The 14,770-nt window shown below is 35.0% G+C and carries 14 protein-coding genes, 1 tRNA gene and 2 pseudogenes; 12 read left to right on the top strand and 5 right to left on the bottom strand.

Going from position 1 to position 14,770, the window contains the following annotated elements; translation table 11 throughout:
- Positions 1 to 9 precede the first annotated feature (9 nt).
- Positions 10 to 969 carry an IS5 family transposase gene (locus ABWU38_RS01635; RefSeq protein WP_353272271.1) on the bottom strand — a complete coding sequence of 320 codons (960 nt, stop codon included), beginning with the start codon at positions 967 to 969 and terminating at the stop codon, positions 10 to 12.
- A gap of 102 nt (positions 970 to 1,071) precedes the next feature.
- Between ABWU38_RS01635 and ABWU38_RS01630 the strand changes: the two genes are divergently transcribed.
- Positions 1,072 to 1,323, top strand: a complete 252-nt coding sequence (locus ABWU38_RS01630) for a hypothetical protein (protein WP_353272361.1) — start codon at positions 1,072 to 1,074, stop codon at positions 1,321 to 1,323.
- A gap of 278 nt (positions 1,324 to 1,601) precedes the next feature.
- Entirely contained in the window at positions 1,602 to 3,128 is a 1,527-nt protein-coding gene (locus ABWU38_RS01625) for an acyl-CoA carboxylase subunit beta (protein ID WP_253309552.1), read from the top strand.
- Between the two features lie 53 nt (positions 3,129 to 3,181).
- On the opposite strand, the gene ABWU38_RS01620 is transcribed toward ABWU38_RS01625, so the two are convergent.
- Positions 3,182 to 3,254 (bottom strand) — tRNA-Thr (locus tag ABWU38_RS01620).
- A 19-nt stretch (positions 3,255 to 3,273) separates the two neighbouring features.
- On the opposite strand from ABWU38_RS01620, the gene ABWU38_RS01615 reads away from it, so the two are divergent.
- From ABWU38_RS01615 to ABWU38_RS01600, 4 genes are all read left to right on the top strand, one after another.
- Positions 3,274 to 3,495: a hypothetical protein gene (locus ABWU38_RS01615; RefSeq protein ID WP_253309551.1), complete on the top strand. Its 222-nt coding sequence runs from the start codon at positions 3,274 to 3,276 to the stop codon at positions 3,493 to 3,495.
- A gap of 17 nt (positions 3,496 to 3,512) precedes the next feature.
- Positions 3,513 to 4,328, top strand: a complete 816-nt coding sequence (gene mutM / locus ABWU38_RS01610) for a bifunctional DNA-formamidopyrimidine glycosylase/DNA-(apurinic or apyrimidinic site) lyase (RefSeq protein ID WP_253309550.1) — start codon at positions 3,513 to 3,515, stop codon at positions 4,326 to 4,328.
- A 16-nt stretch (positions 4,329 to 4,344) separates the two neighbouring features.
- Positions 4,345 to 4,938 carry a pyridoxamine 5'-phosphate oxidase gene (gene pdxH / locus ABWU38_RS01605; protein WP_353272813.1) on the top strand — a complete coding sequence of 198 codons (594 nt, stop codon included), beginning with the start codon at positions 4,345 to 4,347 and terminating at the stop codon, positions 4,936 to 4,938.
- A gap of 285 nt (positions 4,939 to 5,223) precedes the next feature.
- Positions 5,224 to 6,174 carry an IS110 family transposase gene (locus ABWU38_RS01600; protein WP_151808084.1) on the top strand — a complete coding sequence of 317 codons (951 nt, stop codon included), beginning with the start codon at positions 5,224 to 5,226 and terminating at the stop codon, positions 6,172 to 6,174.
- A gap of 281 nt (positions 6,175 to 6,455) precedes the next feature.
- On the opposite strand, the gene ABWU38_RS01595 is transcribed toward ABWU38_RS01600, so the two are convergent.
- Complete coding sequence (locus tag ABWU38_RS01595) at positions 6,456 to 7,415, bottom strand: IS5 family transposase (RefSeq protein WP_353272271.1); 960 nt, start codon at positions 7,413 to 7,415, stop codon at positions 6,456 to 6,458.
- Positions 7,416 to 7,517: 102 nt separating this feature from the next.
- Here ABWU38_RS01595 and ABWU38_RS01590 point away from each other — a divergent pair, with 102 nt between their 5' ends.
- The 5 genes and pseudogenes from ABWU38_RS01590 to ABWU38_RS01570 all read left to right on the top strand — a co-directional run.
- Positions 7,518 to 7,841 (top strand): ankyrin repeat domain-containing protein, encoded by a 324-nt coding sequence (locus ABWU38_RS01590; protein WP_353272360.1) that lies wholly within the window; start codon positions 7,518 to 7,520, stop codon positions 7,839 to 7,841.
- 271 nt (positions 7,842 to 8,112) lie between these two features.
- A complete protein-coding gene (locus tag ABWU38_RS01585; protein ID WP_353272359.1) occupies positions 8,113 to 8,406 on the top strand; it encodes a hypothetical protein in 294 nt (97 codons plus the stop codon).
- 243 nt (positions 8,407 to 8,649) lie between these two features.
- Entirely contained in the window at positions 8,650 to 9,060 is a 411-nt protein-coding gene (locus ABWU38_RS01580; RefSeq protein ID WP_353272358.1) for a recombinase family protein, read from the top strand.
- A 212-nt stretch (positions 9,061 to 9,272) separates the two neighbouring features.
- Positions 9,273 to 10,577 (top strand): recombinase family protein, encoded by a 1,305-nt coding sequence (locus ABWU38_RS01575; protein ID WP_353272357.1) that lies wholly within the window; start codon positions 9,273 to 9,275, stop codon positions 10,575 to 10,577.
- A 57-nt stretch (positions 10,578 to 10,634) separates the two neighbouring features.
- Positions 10,635 to 11,337 (top strand): annotated as a pseudogene (locus ABWU38_RS01570) (transposase); the annotation flags it as partial.
- A 231-nt stretch (positions 11,338 to 11,568) separates the two neighbouring features.
- Here the strand turns inward: ABWU38_RS01570 and ABWU38_RS01565 are convergent.
- Positions 11,569 to 12,584: pseudogene (locus ABWU38_RS01565) on the bottom strand (IS110 family transposase).
- Between the two features lie 608 nt (positions 12,585 to 13,192).
- The gene (gene pdhA / locus ABWU38_RS01560; RefSeq protein WP_353272356.1) at positions 13,193 to 14,173 is read right to left on the bottom strand and encodes a pyruvate dehydrogenase (acetyl-transferring) E1 component subunit alpha; all 981 of its coding nucleotides are present in this window, start codon (positions 14,171 to 14,173) and stop codon (positions 13,193 to 13,195) included.
- A gap of 65 nt (positions 14,174 to 14,238) precedes the next feature.
- Between pdhA and hemJ the strand changes: the two genes are divergently transcribed.
- Complete coding sequence (gene hemJ / locus ABWU38_RS01555; RefSeq protein WP_253302778.1) at positions 14,239 to 14,667, top strand: protoporphyrinogen oxidase HemJ; 429 nt, start codon at positions 14,239 to 14,241, stop codon at positions 14,665 to 14,667.
- Positions 14,668 to 14,770: the final 103 nt, after the last annotated feature.

Raw genomic sequence — 14,770 nt, 5'->3', positions numbered from 1 at the left:
ACAGTGAATTTACGCAGCTAATTTAAATTTAGCCATACCTATATCAGTAAATTTGTTCAATAAGTAGCACTTAATTAACAGCTCTTTTTCACGATTTACCTCTGATTTATTTTTCAAGCCAAACCCAAATATTTGCTTCAACCTATAGAAAAAGACTTCAATATAAGACCGTGCTCCATACTTAACTTTTTTCTTCCATTCATTAATACCATCTTCATAATTCTCATATGACCTAATTCTACTAATATACTTGTTTCTTTCTGATAAGTAGTCAGCTAAACAAATTTTAGTATCCTTCCTAGGGCGAATAATAGGCACAATATTGTATTTTCTGCATTCTTTATACACACTTTTTATATCATAAGCCGCATCTGCTCGAATAGAACAAATGTTATATTTATCACTGACTTCTTCTAACATATCGCAGACCGGCAAATAGTCTACAGCAACACCACTAGTGTAGTTCATGCTTATTGCTTTCTTATCATTTATGTTTAAAACAACATGTAATTTTCTTACTTGACCATAACCACTGTATTTTCTTTTTCGAATATTAAGCTTACTATGCCCACCGTTCTTATTGTAGATACTAACTCTAGTGCTATCTACGGCAATTTCAACATTTTCCAGATCATCTTTATTGCTTCTATGGTCATCAATCTTCAAATTAAGCTTTTTAAATCTTCTGGAAGCTTGTGTATAGCTGATAATCTTAAGTTTTTTGCCTATTTGTACCATATAACCTTTTACAAAACCTACAGCTTGTCTCAAGCCAATTCTAAAAAGATGAACTATTATGTGTATTAAAATTACAACTTTATCACTATAAGTGTTATTGCCACCTGCAACTTTTGGACTATTTTCATACCAATTTTCTATGGCTTGATTAACAAAATGAAAAACATTTCCTCTTTTTTTGAGAAACTCGTTATATTCTCTTTGGTTACTTACTCTCATTTTTTGTGGCATAAGTTGTACTTGTTTGAAAAATGCCTATTTTACAACAAAATGCGTTAGTAGCCATATATTAAAAAGCTTTTCTTCTTACAATAACCTCAACCAACACTAGCTATGCAACAAAGCCATCCAGAATTTCAAAATTTAGATGGAGCATTAAAGATTGGGGAAGGAGATAATGTAATACGAATACAAGATGGAAAATATCATGATATAAAGGGCAGATTACAGATGACTTTTCCAATAAGCAACAGTGAAAAGATTGTAATGACTCTATCTTCTGAAAAGGCTGACAAACCAGAAAATGCCTCAAGCTTTGGCAAAATAATAGTACATATTGATGATAAAAGTTGTGAAATCTTCTAAAAGTACCTAAAAGAGCTAGAAAAAGAACCTCGTATAAGCAAGGTTGTTGAAGCTGCTAAAAGTTTTGCACAAACGAAAAGCAGTAAAGTTAGTTTACCTTCTTCTGTTCTAGAAAACGTTAGTCAACCACAACATTCTCAAAGTAGTGGCCAGGAATTACCAGCGCATTAACAATTATCATACATACACTGTTGCATATAGCAATAGTGTATGTGTATAGTTAATAGGGTTTGTAAACTTAATAAAGTCTACAACTAATTTGAAAACTACTTTATTGTATGCAAGACTTTGAAATACTAGAAAATCTAAAAACCAAAGCACTAGAAGCTGAAAAAGGAGGCGGTTCTAACAGAATCAATAAACAACACGAAAAAGGGAAATTAACTGCTAGAGAAAGGCTCAGTGTATTACTCGATGAAAATTCGTTCGAAGAATACGATAAATTCGTGAAGCATCACGCAACTGATTTTGGCATGCAAAATGCTAATTTTTTAGGTGATGGAGTAGTGATTGGTCATGGTACTATTTATGGCAGAAAAGTTTTCGTTTACTCGCAAGATTTTACTGTCTTTGGTGGGTCACTTGGTGCGTCACATGCAAAAAAAATATGCAAAATTATGGATATGGCAATTAATGCCAGGGTTCCAATTATCGGACTAAATGATTCTGGTGGAGCCAGAATTCAAGAAGGAGTAAATTCCCTTGCTGGTTATGGAGAAATTTTCCAAAGAAACGTAAATGCATCGGGCGTTATACCACAAATCTCTTTAATTATGGGTCCATGTGCAGGAGGGGCTGTTTATTCTCCAGCATTAACTGACTTTACTTTCATGGTAAAGAATAGTTCATACATGTTTATAACCGGACCAGATGTAGTAAAAAAGGTTACCTATGAAGATGTAAGCTTCGAAGACCTCGGTGGAGCAAAAATTCATACAAGCAAAACAGGAGTGGCAGATTTTGCATTCAATAATGATGTTGAGATGCTACTCAAAATGCGTGAATTCCTTACCTTTTTACCAGCAAATAATCAAGAATCACCGAAATCTGTACCAACCTGTAATGATGTTAATGAGATTGATGAATCCTTAAACACTCTAGTTCCTACCAATCCTAACACTCCTTATGATATGTATGAACTCATTGAAAAAGTTTGTGATGAGAAGAAATTCTTTGAACTAAAACCTGATTTTGCTCGTAATATTATAATTGGCTTTAGTAGAATTGGAGGAAATACTGTTGGTATTGTTGCAAATCAACCCATGCACCTTGCAGGATGTTTGGATATTGATTCTTCAAGAAAAGCTGCAAGATTTGTAAGGTTTTGTGACGCATTTAACATTCCGATCATCACACTTATTGATGTTCCGGGGTTTTTACCTGGTACAAACCAAGAATACAATAATATAATACAACACGGAGCGAAACTGCTTTACGCTTACGCTGAAGCAACTGTGCCGAAAATTAGCCTTATCACTAGAAAAGCGTATGGTGGTGCATATATCGTTATGAACTCGAAACATTTAAAAGGTGACATAAATTATGCTTGGCCAACTGCTGAAATAGCTGTAATGGGCCCTGAAAGTGCAGTTGAAATTATATTTAGGCATGAAAAAGATCAGCAAACGTTAATCAAAGAATATAAAGAGAAATTTGCTAATCCATTTTTTGCTGCATCACATGGATACATTGATGACATTATAGTGCCAAGTAAAACAAGGCATCACTTTCACAAAGCATTAGAGCTACTCAAAAACAAGAAAGTAGAAAGGATATGGAAAAAGCATGACAACTTACCTCTGTAACTTTCTTTTAGGCCTTGCTTGCAAGTTATGCAATATTATAAGTGTAATCAGTGTGCCGTTACCAAGACTCGAACTTGGGACCTCGTCATTACCAATGACGTACTCTACCACCTGAGCTACAACGGCAAGTTTATACATTATGATAATGAATAATACAAAAAAGAATAAGGAAAAAGAAGAGGAGAAAAAAAGATTAGCGAAAGCTTTAAAGCAAAATATTTTGAAAAGAAAAAAGCAGCAACAGAGTAGACAAAGCAGACCCCTTTCAAAATTTGTTTGTGGTGAGGAATTTTTAGGAAGAAGCGCCGCAGAATACCCAAACGTATTTGAGGAAGCTTTAACGACAAAATTACCATCAGAAACTTAAGTTTTGAAGGAGGTATCATGCCAGAACTACCAGAAGTAGAAGTAATCTCTAACTTTTTGCTTGATAAAATTAAAAACAAGCAAATTAGCAATGTTATAGTTAATAATTGGAATTTACGTGCCCCAATAACAAAAAATATTGATGATATGCTAAAGGGCAAAGTCATACGCAACATCAAGCGTAGAGGTAAGTATACGATCTGGAATACAGATGGTAGTATGGCTGTAATCATACATCTTGGCATGAGCGGAAAGCTTATATATGCTGACCATGATCAAGTGCGGAATAAGCACGATCACGTGGTATTTTTATTTTCCGATAATACTTCAATAATCTTTAATGATCCAAGAAGATTTGGATTAGTTATTATTTTAAGCAAAGAACAAGAAATAAATTTTTTTGATGGTTTTGGAATAGAGCCCCTCACGGATGAATTCAGTGGAGACTATTTACAGGAGTTGCTGAAAAACAAAAAAGTGAATATCAAATCAGCATTAATGGACAATAAATTAATAGTTGGCGTAGGCAATATATATGCTTCTGAAAGTTTGTTTAGAGCCCGCATATCACCACTCAGGTCAGCAAAAGACTTGACCTATAGAGAGTGCGAAAAACTTGCTGCTGAAATAAAAAATACTCTGAGTGATGCAATTGCTGCAGGCGGTTCAACACTGAAAGATTATGCACAGCCATCTGGATCTGCTGGATACTTTCAAAATAACTTTTACGTATATGGTAAAGTTCAAAAACCTTGCAAAATCTGCAACAATATCATAACACTTATACGACAAAATGGCCGTAGCACTTATTTCTGCAACGTATGTCAGAATTAAGATTTTATTTTTGAATATGACATTTTTACCTGAAAAAGATCCGATTAACTTGTTTTCAAAGTGGTATGAAGAAGTACTTAATTCTCCGTGTAAACAACCAACTGCAATGACGCTAGCAACTTGTAGCAAAGACTGCATTCCATCTGCAAGAGTAGTATTACTAAAGGAATATAGTAAAGAAGGTTTTGTGTTCTTCACTAACATAAATAGTAGAAAAGGAAAAGAACTGACTGAGAACCCTAAAGCTGCATTAGTGTTTCACTGGATAGAATTTGCTAGGCAAGTGCGAATTGAAGGAGATGTTAAACTTCTAAACGATGAAAGAACTGACAAATACTTCTCTTCTCGAGCGCGCGATAGTCAAATTAGCGCATGGTGCTCAAAACAATCGAGCATTCTGAAAGATTGGCAAGATTTTGAGCAAGCTATAAAATTGAAGGAGAAAGAATTTTACAATACACAAGTTTCTCGTCCTGACTTTTGGGTGAGATTTTGCGTAATCCCAAAAGTAATTGAATTTTGGCAAGAAGGTGAATATAGGAGACACACTAGGTTTAGATATACTCTTGTTGAGGGAAGCAATTGGAAAATAGAGCAATTATATCCCTAGCTACATTCGTTGTTGCAGACCCTTCTTAATTTACCATTGAGAATTGGATGACACCCTACTAATTGTAAGTTAAAAATATGATATAAAGAAGATAAGAGGGAAGATAGTCCTATCTTTATAAGAAAATAGGGCTATCACGGGCGTGTGCGACCGACCAACTATTGGTATTACAACCGTTCGGATCAAGGTACACTAGCCCATCTCTCGATATGTTTGAATAGTTGTGTGGGACATAAATATGCACCCGTTTACAATCTTAAATCAATTAAAACTATCGAGGTTATTATGATTACGTCTTATCAAAATTTTATTGGCATTGACATCGGAAAATTTAAAAATGTTGTTGCAGTTCACAAACAGAAGAGCGCTGTCGAATTTGACAATGATACTGCTGGTTGGCAACGAATGTTTCAAAAATTTTCAGATATCCTACCTAATTCTTTAGTGACTTTAGAAAATACAGGAAAATATGAGCTTGGTTTATCACATTTTCTTATTGACATGAATATTGCTGTACATCGAGCTAATACTCGCAAAGTAAAAAGCTTTGTCCTATCTCATGGAACTTTAGCAAAGTCTGATCAATCAGATGCAAGAGCCCTTGCTCAATATGGGTTTGAACGCTATAGTACTCTATCTCTATTTGTGCCTATGTCAAAAGAACAAACAACCTTAGCTGCACTTTGTCAACGTCGTGATGACATTACAAAAATGAGAGCTCAAGAGAAATGTAGGCTTGCAGCACCTGAAAACGATCATATAAAAGAAAGTTGTCAAAAAACCATTGAATTTTTCAACAGTCAGGTAAATGAACTCAACAATACTATACAAAAAATTATTGATGAGAATCTAGAGTTACAGAAGCGCCAAAAAATTCTTAGAACAGTTCCAGGAATAGGTCCAAAATTATCTCAAGATTTTCTATGTCTAATGCCGGAACTTGGCTACTTAGGTAGAGGAGAAGTTGCAAGTCTTGCTGGAGTTGCACCTCATCCAAAAGAAAGTGGAAAAACTATTGGTTACCGAAGAATAACAGGTGGTAGAAGCAACGTTCGTGAAAAGCTTTTTACAGCTGCAATGGCTGCTTCAAGGTCTAAGTCTGCGCTTGGTACCTTCTATTCCAAGCTTGTTGGTAAAGGTAAAAAGAAGATGGTGGCTATGACAGCTCTAATGCGTAAAATCATAGTGATTGCTAATGCGAGACTGAAAGAAGCAATGAGCCTACATACTATTTGAATCTACAGTGAATATGTGCGTCCACACAAATTTAAAGCACATATTCACTAACCACAAAATCTAAGCAGGAATTGCTGTGATGGCTGTTTGATATAAAATTCTTTTTCTATAATGAATAGGTTTTTAATTACCAAAATACCCCTCATGATTGAGTAGAATTGTAGAATTACAATAAAAAGTTGTAATAAAACAAAATTGAAGAAATTTTAAAAAACATAGTTGATCCGAATTCTGGATGGCTTTGTTGCATAGCACTGATAGGCATGTAAATCACAGTGAATTTACGCAGCTAATTTAAATTTAGCCATACCTATATCAGTAAATTTGTTCAATAAGTAGCACTTAATTAACAGCTCTTTTTCACGATTTACCTCTGATTTATTTTTCAAGCCAAACCCAAATATTTGCTTCAACCTATAGAAAAAGACTTCAATATAAGACCGTGCTCCATACTTAACTTTTTTCTTCCATTCATTAATACCATCTTCATAATTCTCATATGACCTAATTCTACTAATATACTTGTTTCTTTCTGATAAGTAGTCAGCTAAACAAATTTTAGTATCCTTCCTAGGGCGAATAATAGGCACAATATTGTATTTTCTGCATTCTTTATACACACTTTTTATATCATAAGCCGCATCTGCTCGAATAGAACAAATGTTATATTTATCACTGACTTCTTCTAACATATCGCAGACCGGCAAATAGTCTACAGCAACACCACTAGTGTAGTTCATGCTTATTGCTTTCTTATCATTTATGTTTAAAACAACATGTAATTTTCTTACTTGACCATAACCACTGTATTTTCTTTTTCGAATATTAAGCTTACTATGCCCACCGTTCTTATTGTAGATACTAACTCTAGTGCTATCTACGGCAATTTCAACATTTTCCAGATCATCTTTATTGCTTCTATGGTCATCAATCTTCAAATTAAGCTTTTTAAATCTTCTGGAAGCTTGTGTATAGCTGATAATCTTAAGTTTTTTGCCTATTTGTACCATATAACCTTTTACAAAACCTACAGCTTGTCTCAAGCCAATTCTAAAAAGATGAACTATTATGTGTATTAAAATTACAACTTTATCACTATAAGTGTTATTGCCACCTGCAACTTTTGGACTATTTTCATACCAATTTTCTATGGCTTGATTAACAAAATGAAAAACATTTCCTCTTTTTTTGAGAAACTCGTTATATTCTCTTTGGTTACTTACTCTCATTTTTTGTGGCATAAGTTGTACTTGTTTGAAAAATGCCTATTTTACAACAAAATGCGTTAGTAGCCATATATTAAAAAGCTTTTCTTCTTACAATAACCTCAACCAACACTAGCTATGCAACAAAGCCATGCGGGACAATATAGACCATTGCACTTAGCAGTAATGGGACAACGTGTAGAAAATACAAAGGAGCTGATAAAGGCAGGAGTAGAGGTAAACGCAGTGGAACGAAGTAGCAAATTTGCTGCGTTACACCTGGCATGCATGGTAAGTGAGGTAAAAATAGTAGAAGAGCTAGTAAAAGCGGGAGCAAATGTAGAGCAAAAGGATAAATTTGGCAAAACGGCAATGGATTATGCGAGAAATAATAAAGAGATAAAAGAAGTGTTAGAGAACGTAAAAATCGCAAATAAGCAGAGAGAGTTCATAGAAAAATAAGGGTCGTATCAGCAGCAGGTGTGATAGTGGCAAAAGAAGAGCTTGTGAAAATTTAGAAGGGCTGTGGCTAAGAAAGAGGTGATTATGGAAAAAGGGAAATTTTATCATTAGAGGGAAAAAAGAAGCTTGATGATTTGGGAGAGTGCTCAATTGATGAAAGATAGCGTATGTGTTTCTAAAATTTTGCATAAAAGCTGAGAGAAATAAAGGTTAACAGTTGCGTCTTTTTCGCAAGAGTAATGGATTTATGGAAAAAGGGAGTGCCTGAACTATGAAAACATTTACAGGAGAAATTATGAGAAAGAGAACGTTAACTGTGACCTGTCGATATGAGCCTGATGAGTTAGCAGATAAACATTTATCAGAAGCTTACGAGCAGTTACTAAAGTATTCAGTAAAAAGAAACAACGAAAAGGAGGTAGAAAAAGATGATAACGGTAGCCTTGTATGCAAGAGTTTCATCAGACCGACAAGTGCGGGATGGCTTTGTTGCATCGCTAGCTATGATGGATTAAAGATAAAAAAGATGGAGAATATCAGTAGCTTATTATTCTGGTATTTATAACAAGAACGGTCAGTGAATACCTAAATTTGAGTAAAAGAAATTTCACTACCACTCACTAATCCGGCTAAAATTCAAGAATTTCAATGCTTTAGCTATTTTCAATAGAATTAAGTTTATTAATATAAATAATAAATTACTATTCTTAAATTTGATCAGATTGATTGCAAAAAAACAAGATTTTCAATAGGTTGCTTATAATCCTAGCTATAGTTAGCCTTTCATAAGTAGCGATGCAACAAAGCCGTGCGGGATCATACAATAGAGAGCCAAATTGCAGAGCTTAAGCGTAGAATTGCTGTAGATGGACATGAGTTATTGGAAGAATATGTATTCACTGACGATGGCCGTAGAGGGTCAAATTTAGAGCGTGAAGGTTTAAAGAAATTACGTGATAAAGTAGCAGAAGGAAAAATTAATAAGATTTATATCTATTCACTAGATCGGTTGTCACGTGATCCTGTAGATCAAAGAGATGTAATAGATGAATTTAAGAGAGCAAGAGTAGAAATAATCTTTTCAAATCATAAGGTTGATGATACACCAGAGTCCGATTGGCTTTGTTGCATCGCTACTTATGAAAGGCTAACTATAGCTAGGATTATAAGCAACCTATTGAAAATCTTGTTTTTTTGCAATCAATCTGATCAAATTTAAGAATAGTAATTTATTATTTATATTAATAAACTTAATTCTATTGAAAATAGCTAAAGCATTGAAATTCTTGAATTTTAGCCGGATTAGTGAGTGGTAGTGAAATTTCTTTTACTCAAATTTAGGTATTCACTGACCGTTCTTGTTATAAATACCAGAATAATAAGCTACTGATATTCTCCATCTTTTTTATCTTTAATCCATCATAGCTAGCGATGCAACAAAGCCAGTCCGATTTAATGACAGATGTGCAAGGAGCAGTAGGAAGGTTTGAACTGAGACAAATCTTGATACGAAGCATGAGGGGAAAACTGCATGCAGCAAGAGAAGGTTGTGTGAGTGTAATAAGCAATGCACCTTATGGTTATCGATATATAAGAAAGCATGTAAAAGGAGGAGAAAACAAATTTGAAATTAATGAAGAGGAAGCAAAAGTAGTGAGAGAGGTGTTCATGTGGATTGGAGAGGAAAGGATAAGTATTAGAGAAGCGGTAAAGAGACTAAGAGAAGCTTCTGTTAGAACACAAACAGGAAAAGAGGTGTGGCATTCAAGCACCATCCATAAGATGTTAAAAAATCCAGCATACAAGGGGCTAGCAGCATATGGTAAAACAAAGGCGGGCCCAGTAATGCTAGAAGTCAAACCAAAAAAAAGCAACAGCCGGCGAACTCACTCTATTTACAGTACAGATGAGGAGAATTGGATTCATATACCGGTGCCGAAAATAGTTGACGAGGATTTGTTTAATGTAGTACAAGAACAATTGATTGAGAATAAACAGAGAGCAAGAGTGCAGCAAAGAAAAGAGACATATCTGTTGCAAAAGCTAGTTGTGTGTAAGTGTTGTGGACGTGCTTACTGCGGAAGGCGAAATTACAGCAAAGAAAAAAAGATTGTGTATACTTATTACACTTGCCTGGGTACAAGAAATTTTTACGGTAATAAGGTATGCACTAACGGATCTATTCGTGGAGAAGTGTTAGAAACAGGTGTGTGGGAAGAAGTAAAAAGTGTATTAAAAAATCCAGATAGGATGGTAAAGGAGTACCAATGTAGAATTTCAGAACATAAGAATGAATTATTAGATGAAAGGTTTGCAAGACGTGAGAGTCAATTAAAACAAAATATTAAAGAACTTATAAATGATTATTATATTCAAGAGAATACAAGTGAGGAAAAATATATAAGTAAGGAAGACTTTAAGCAGGCAATGAAAAAAATGAAGGAACGTTTAAAAGAGATTGAAGGAGAGAAGAAAAAGGTGATTGATCAAAAGGGACTACAGGAGAAAATGAATCTTATTACAAATAGCATAAAGGGCTTTTATTCTAGTGTTAAATCGGAATTGGAACAACTAGATTGGCAAGCTAAACGTAGTCTTATTAGGACATTAGTAAAAGAAGTCAACATTGATCTTGATGAAGTAAATGTAGTATTTAAGATCAGAGAACTCAACAATCCCGCCCAGAATGGACAAAATCAGAAGTTGGCAGATTGTCTAAGGGGGAGTGTTAAATAAACTGTGTCAAACCGAAAAAAAAGTAATAAATTGATATAAAAAAATGGAGGTTTGACAATGAGTCAGAAAGTAGTAAACAGAACTACCGGTTTGGTAGATTATAAAGAATTAGAAACAAATATCCTGTTGTCTATACGAGAAGGAAGACCGTTGACAGGAAGAGATGGAGCATTAACACCGTTTATAAAAAAGTTGCTGGAGGTAAGCCTGGAAGGTGAAATAGAAAACCACTTGTCGGCTGAAAGCGAAGAGAATAATCGAAGAAATGGGAGGAATGCAAAGACTTTACGTACAAGCGCAGGGTCATTTGAGCTTTTGACGCCAAGAGATAGGGAAGGAAGTTTCGAACCACAAATAGTCAAAAAAAGGCAAACAAACTTACATCCAGAGCTTGAAACGAAGATTTTGAGCACATTTGCCAGTGGTATGGGCTATAGAGATATAGTGTCACATGTTGAGGAAATTTATGATCACAAAATATCGGTGGCAGAGATATCAAGTATTACTGACAAATTGCTACCAGTAATCAACGAATGGCGTAGTCGCCCGCTGCAGTCTGTATATCCGATAGTTTTCATGGTTTTTTAAAGTCAAAGAGGACGGGCATTGCGTAAGTAAATGCATGTATAACATATTAGGCATAGATCAAAATGGCAAAAAAGAAGTATTAGGTTTTTATTTGGCTGAAAGTGAAGGAGCTAACTTCTGGTTGGGAGTGCTAAATGACCTCAAAGAAAGAGGAGATACCGTCTTGTTAGTCAACAAAAAAATTATAAAAATTTCCCAAGTTGCATCATAAAATCAAAAAATACTTCCAATTGTGTAACAGTACACAGATTATAGTTAGTGGATATGTTGATAAGTAAATTAGTTTTATACGCACAAAACAGATGAAGTTTACTTATCAACATATCCACTAACCAACAACATTCAATAAATTTGTGTAAGATACCACTTTACATAAGATAGATGATAGGAAGCATTTTTGATTTTAAAGTACTAAACCTTCAGTCAACCTCCTAGCCCTGTAGTTTTTGATATGGTTAGGATCAAAAGCACTTTTGGATGTCAGAATACCGAAAATGATATGGAGTAGCTTACGCATTGCAGCACCAACGATGGCCATATTATGCTTACCCTTTTCCTTTAATCTTTGGCAAAAGCTCATAATGATAGGATTGTGATTCTTAGCTACTATGGCAGGAAAGAAAAGTGCCTTACGTAATGTTTGTGAACCGGATTTACTTAATCTGGGTTTGGCATATACAGAGGAACCTGACGTCATATTTCGTGGTATAACTCCTGTATATGCTGCCAATTGCCTGGCATCTCTAAAAACCTCTATATCAGAAACTTCAGCTAAAATAGCTATTGCTGATTCTTCTCCTATGCCTGGAATAGTCAATAGAAGTTGAAAATTTTCCAACAATTCTTTGTGTTGATTTAATAGTTCACGTACGGAGTTTTTTATTGTTTCTATTTTTTGAGCTATATTCATTGCAAGGTCTTCCCAAGCATTTGCAACTTCTTTAGGCAGTCTCTCTTTTTTTTCTAAGTGGTTATTTACTAATGTTAACTCATCTTTTAACGCAACTGAGCAACGATAAAGATGTTTTAATTTTTTCATTTCAGGAGAAGGTGGTGTCCAACTAGAAGGTTCCTGTCTTTGGCAATAATCAGCAATAACTTCTGCATCGGTCTGATCATTCTTTTGTCGTATCAGCTTACTCCTTGCATAAGATTTTATGCAATAAGGATTTACAACACTTACAAAATGTCCAGCATTGTGTAGAAATTCAGCCAGTGCTTCGCTATAACAACCAGTAGATTCCATGCAGGTTTTTACTTTTTCTACATTATGTTTGTGTAGAAAATTCAGTAGACTTTGAAACCATCGTTCTTAAAGCTTCTTTTTCTAGTTTCACGCTTTCCTTTTTTGCTTATAAATGAGAGAAAAACATCAAAGCGATCTTTTGATATATCTATGCCCAAAAAGTTGTTGATCATATATAACCCCATACGTTACCATTAAAAATGAAAAGTAAGGCTAGTCTTGTGAATACAGAATTAGAACCATTCAGGTCTTTCTACGATACCGTCCAGCCTATACTTTTGAGAAGGGAATTCTTATCTCCTCTACAGATTTTATATCTAAGAAGAAGCACAGAGTTCCTCCCTTCTCCACCTAATGCTTAAGCTTAAAACATTAGATGCTTTTGACAAGATACAAGAAGGGGCTACTCGGATAACAAGAAAGAGGCTACTCGGATGACACCCTGACAACCGTCATCCCGCTGCTTGTTAGCGGGATCTATGTTAAGAGATACCGCGAATGAATCGCGGTATGACGTAGGAATGAATCGCGGTATGACGTAGGACTGCTGTCATCCCAGTGCCCAGACACTGGGATCCAGTTTTCCATATAATCTCATCGAAAATGTTGTAACCACTTTCGAAGAGGGCACTGGGCCGTCATAAAGGAATCAGTTTCAGCTACTCGGATGACAAGAAGAAGGCTACTTAGATGACGGGGGAAGGAGCTACTTGAATGACATCGTTTACTATACAATGTTCGTACAGTTAGTTGCCACCTGGATAAAAAAAAAGAAGCCTACTTAGCTAACAAATTTATAAACATCAGTATACAACTCATCAACGCTTGGTTCTTTACTATTTTTGGCAAAATCTTCCGACTTTTTTACTAAATCACGTACTTCCTTATCAATTACTTTACATTCTTCTTCTGAAGCAATTTTATTATCTATCATGTATTTCTTTAAAGTGCCTATAGGGTCATGATTTTGCTTCATATCTTCAACTTCTTCTTTTAAGCGATAAGTAGCAGGATCTGAAATCGAATGGCCGCGATATCGATATGTCTTCATTTCAAGCAGGATAGGCCCTTTTCCGCTGCGTGTGTGTTCCGCTGCTTCGCTTGTAGCCGCATAAACAGAGAAAAAATCCATTCCATCAACTTGTTTTCCAGGAATACCAAAACTTTCTCCTTTTTTATATAGCTCAGTTACCAAAGTGGATCTTTCTACAGAAGTACCCATTGCATATCCGTTATTCTCTATAATATAAACTACAGGTAACTTCCATAAAGCTGCCATATTAAATGATTCATATGTTTGCCCTTGATTTACAGCACCGTCACCAAAATACGTGAATACCACGTTGTCTCTTTTCTTATATTTATTAGCAAATGCTATTCCTGTGCCAATTGGAACTTGTGCCCCCACTATTCCATGTCCGCCGAAGAATTTTTTTGCAACGTCAAATACGTGCATCGAACCACCTTTACCTTTCGAGCATCCTGTTTCTTTGCCAGTGAGTTCTGCCATTACAACATTTGGATCAGAATTACATGCGAGCATTAAGCCATGGTCTCTATAACTTGTGATAAAAGCGTCACCTAATTTTGATGCAGCTTGAGTTCCAACTGCAACTGCTTCTTGCCCTATTGATAGGTGACAGAACCCACCTATTAATCCCATTCCATATAATTGTCCTGCTTTTTCTTCAAATCTGCGTATGAGTAGCATTTTCCTGTAGAATCCAATTATCTGTTCTTTAGTGAAATTTTCTGCTTTCATATCGATTTCTTTTTCATTAAACTAAAATAATATCAGAAATTTTTAACATTTTGTAATAAATCTCAATGGATTACTACCACTGGCTTGAAGCTTTTCACGTTATCTCCGCCATTATGTGGATGGCAGGTATGCTTTATTTACCCAGGCTTTATGTCTACCACGCAACTGTAAAACCGGGATCGGAAAATGATAGCTTGCTTCAAACAATGGAAAAGAGGCTACTTAGATATATCATAAACCCTGCAATGCTTTTCTCACTTGGTCTTGGAATCACATTAATGGTTATTAGGGAAGCATATCGTGAAGGATGGTTTCATGTAAAAGCATTTGCAATACTTTTGATGTTAATTATTCATATGCTACTTGCAAAATATAGGAAAAATTTTGCAATGGGTTCAAATGAAAAAAAACACGTTTATTTTCGTGTTTTAAATGAAGCAGTTACAGTATTGATAATAGTTATAGTTATTATGGTTGTTGTAAAACCTTTTTGACTGACCTTACCCAGAAAAAGCAGAAAGCTCAGCTACTCTTCTATTTTCATTTTTGACTTTTTTGAAAATAACATAAGCTAAAGTTACTGAGGTTTACCAATGA

The sequence above is a fragment of the Wolbachia endosymbiont (group A) of Urophora cardui genome (assembly GCF_964028435.1).
Classification (GTDB): Bacteria; Pseudomonadota; Alphaproteobacteria; order Rickettsiales; family Anaplasmataceae; genus Wolbachia.
The sequence above is the reverse complement of the archived record's forward strand: the minus strand, read 5'-3'. Positions and strand labels throughout refer to the sequence as shown.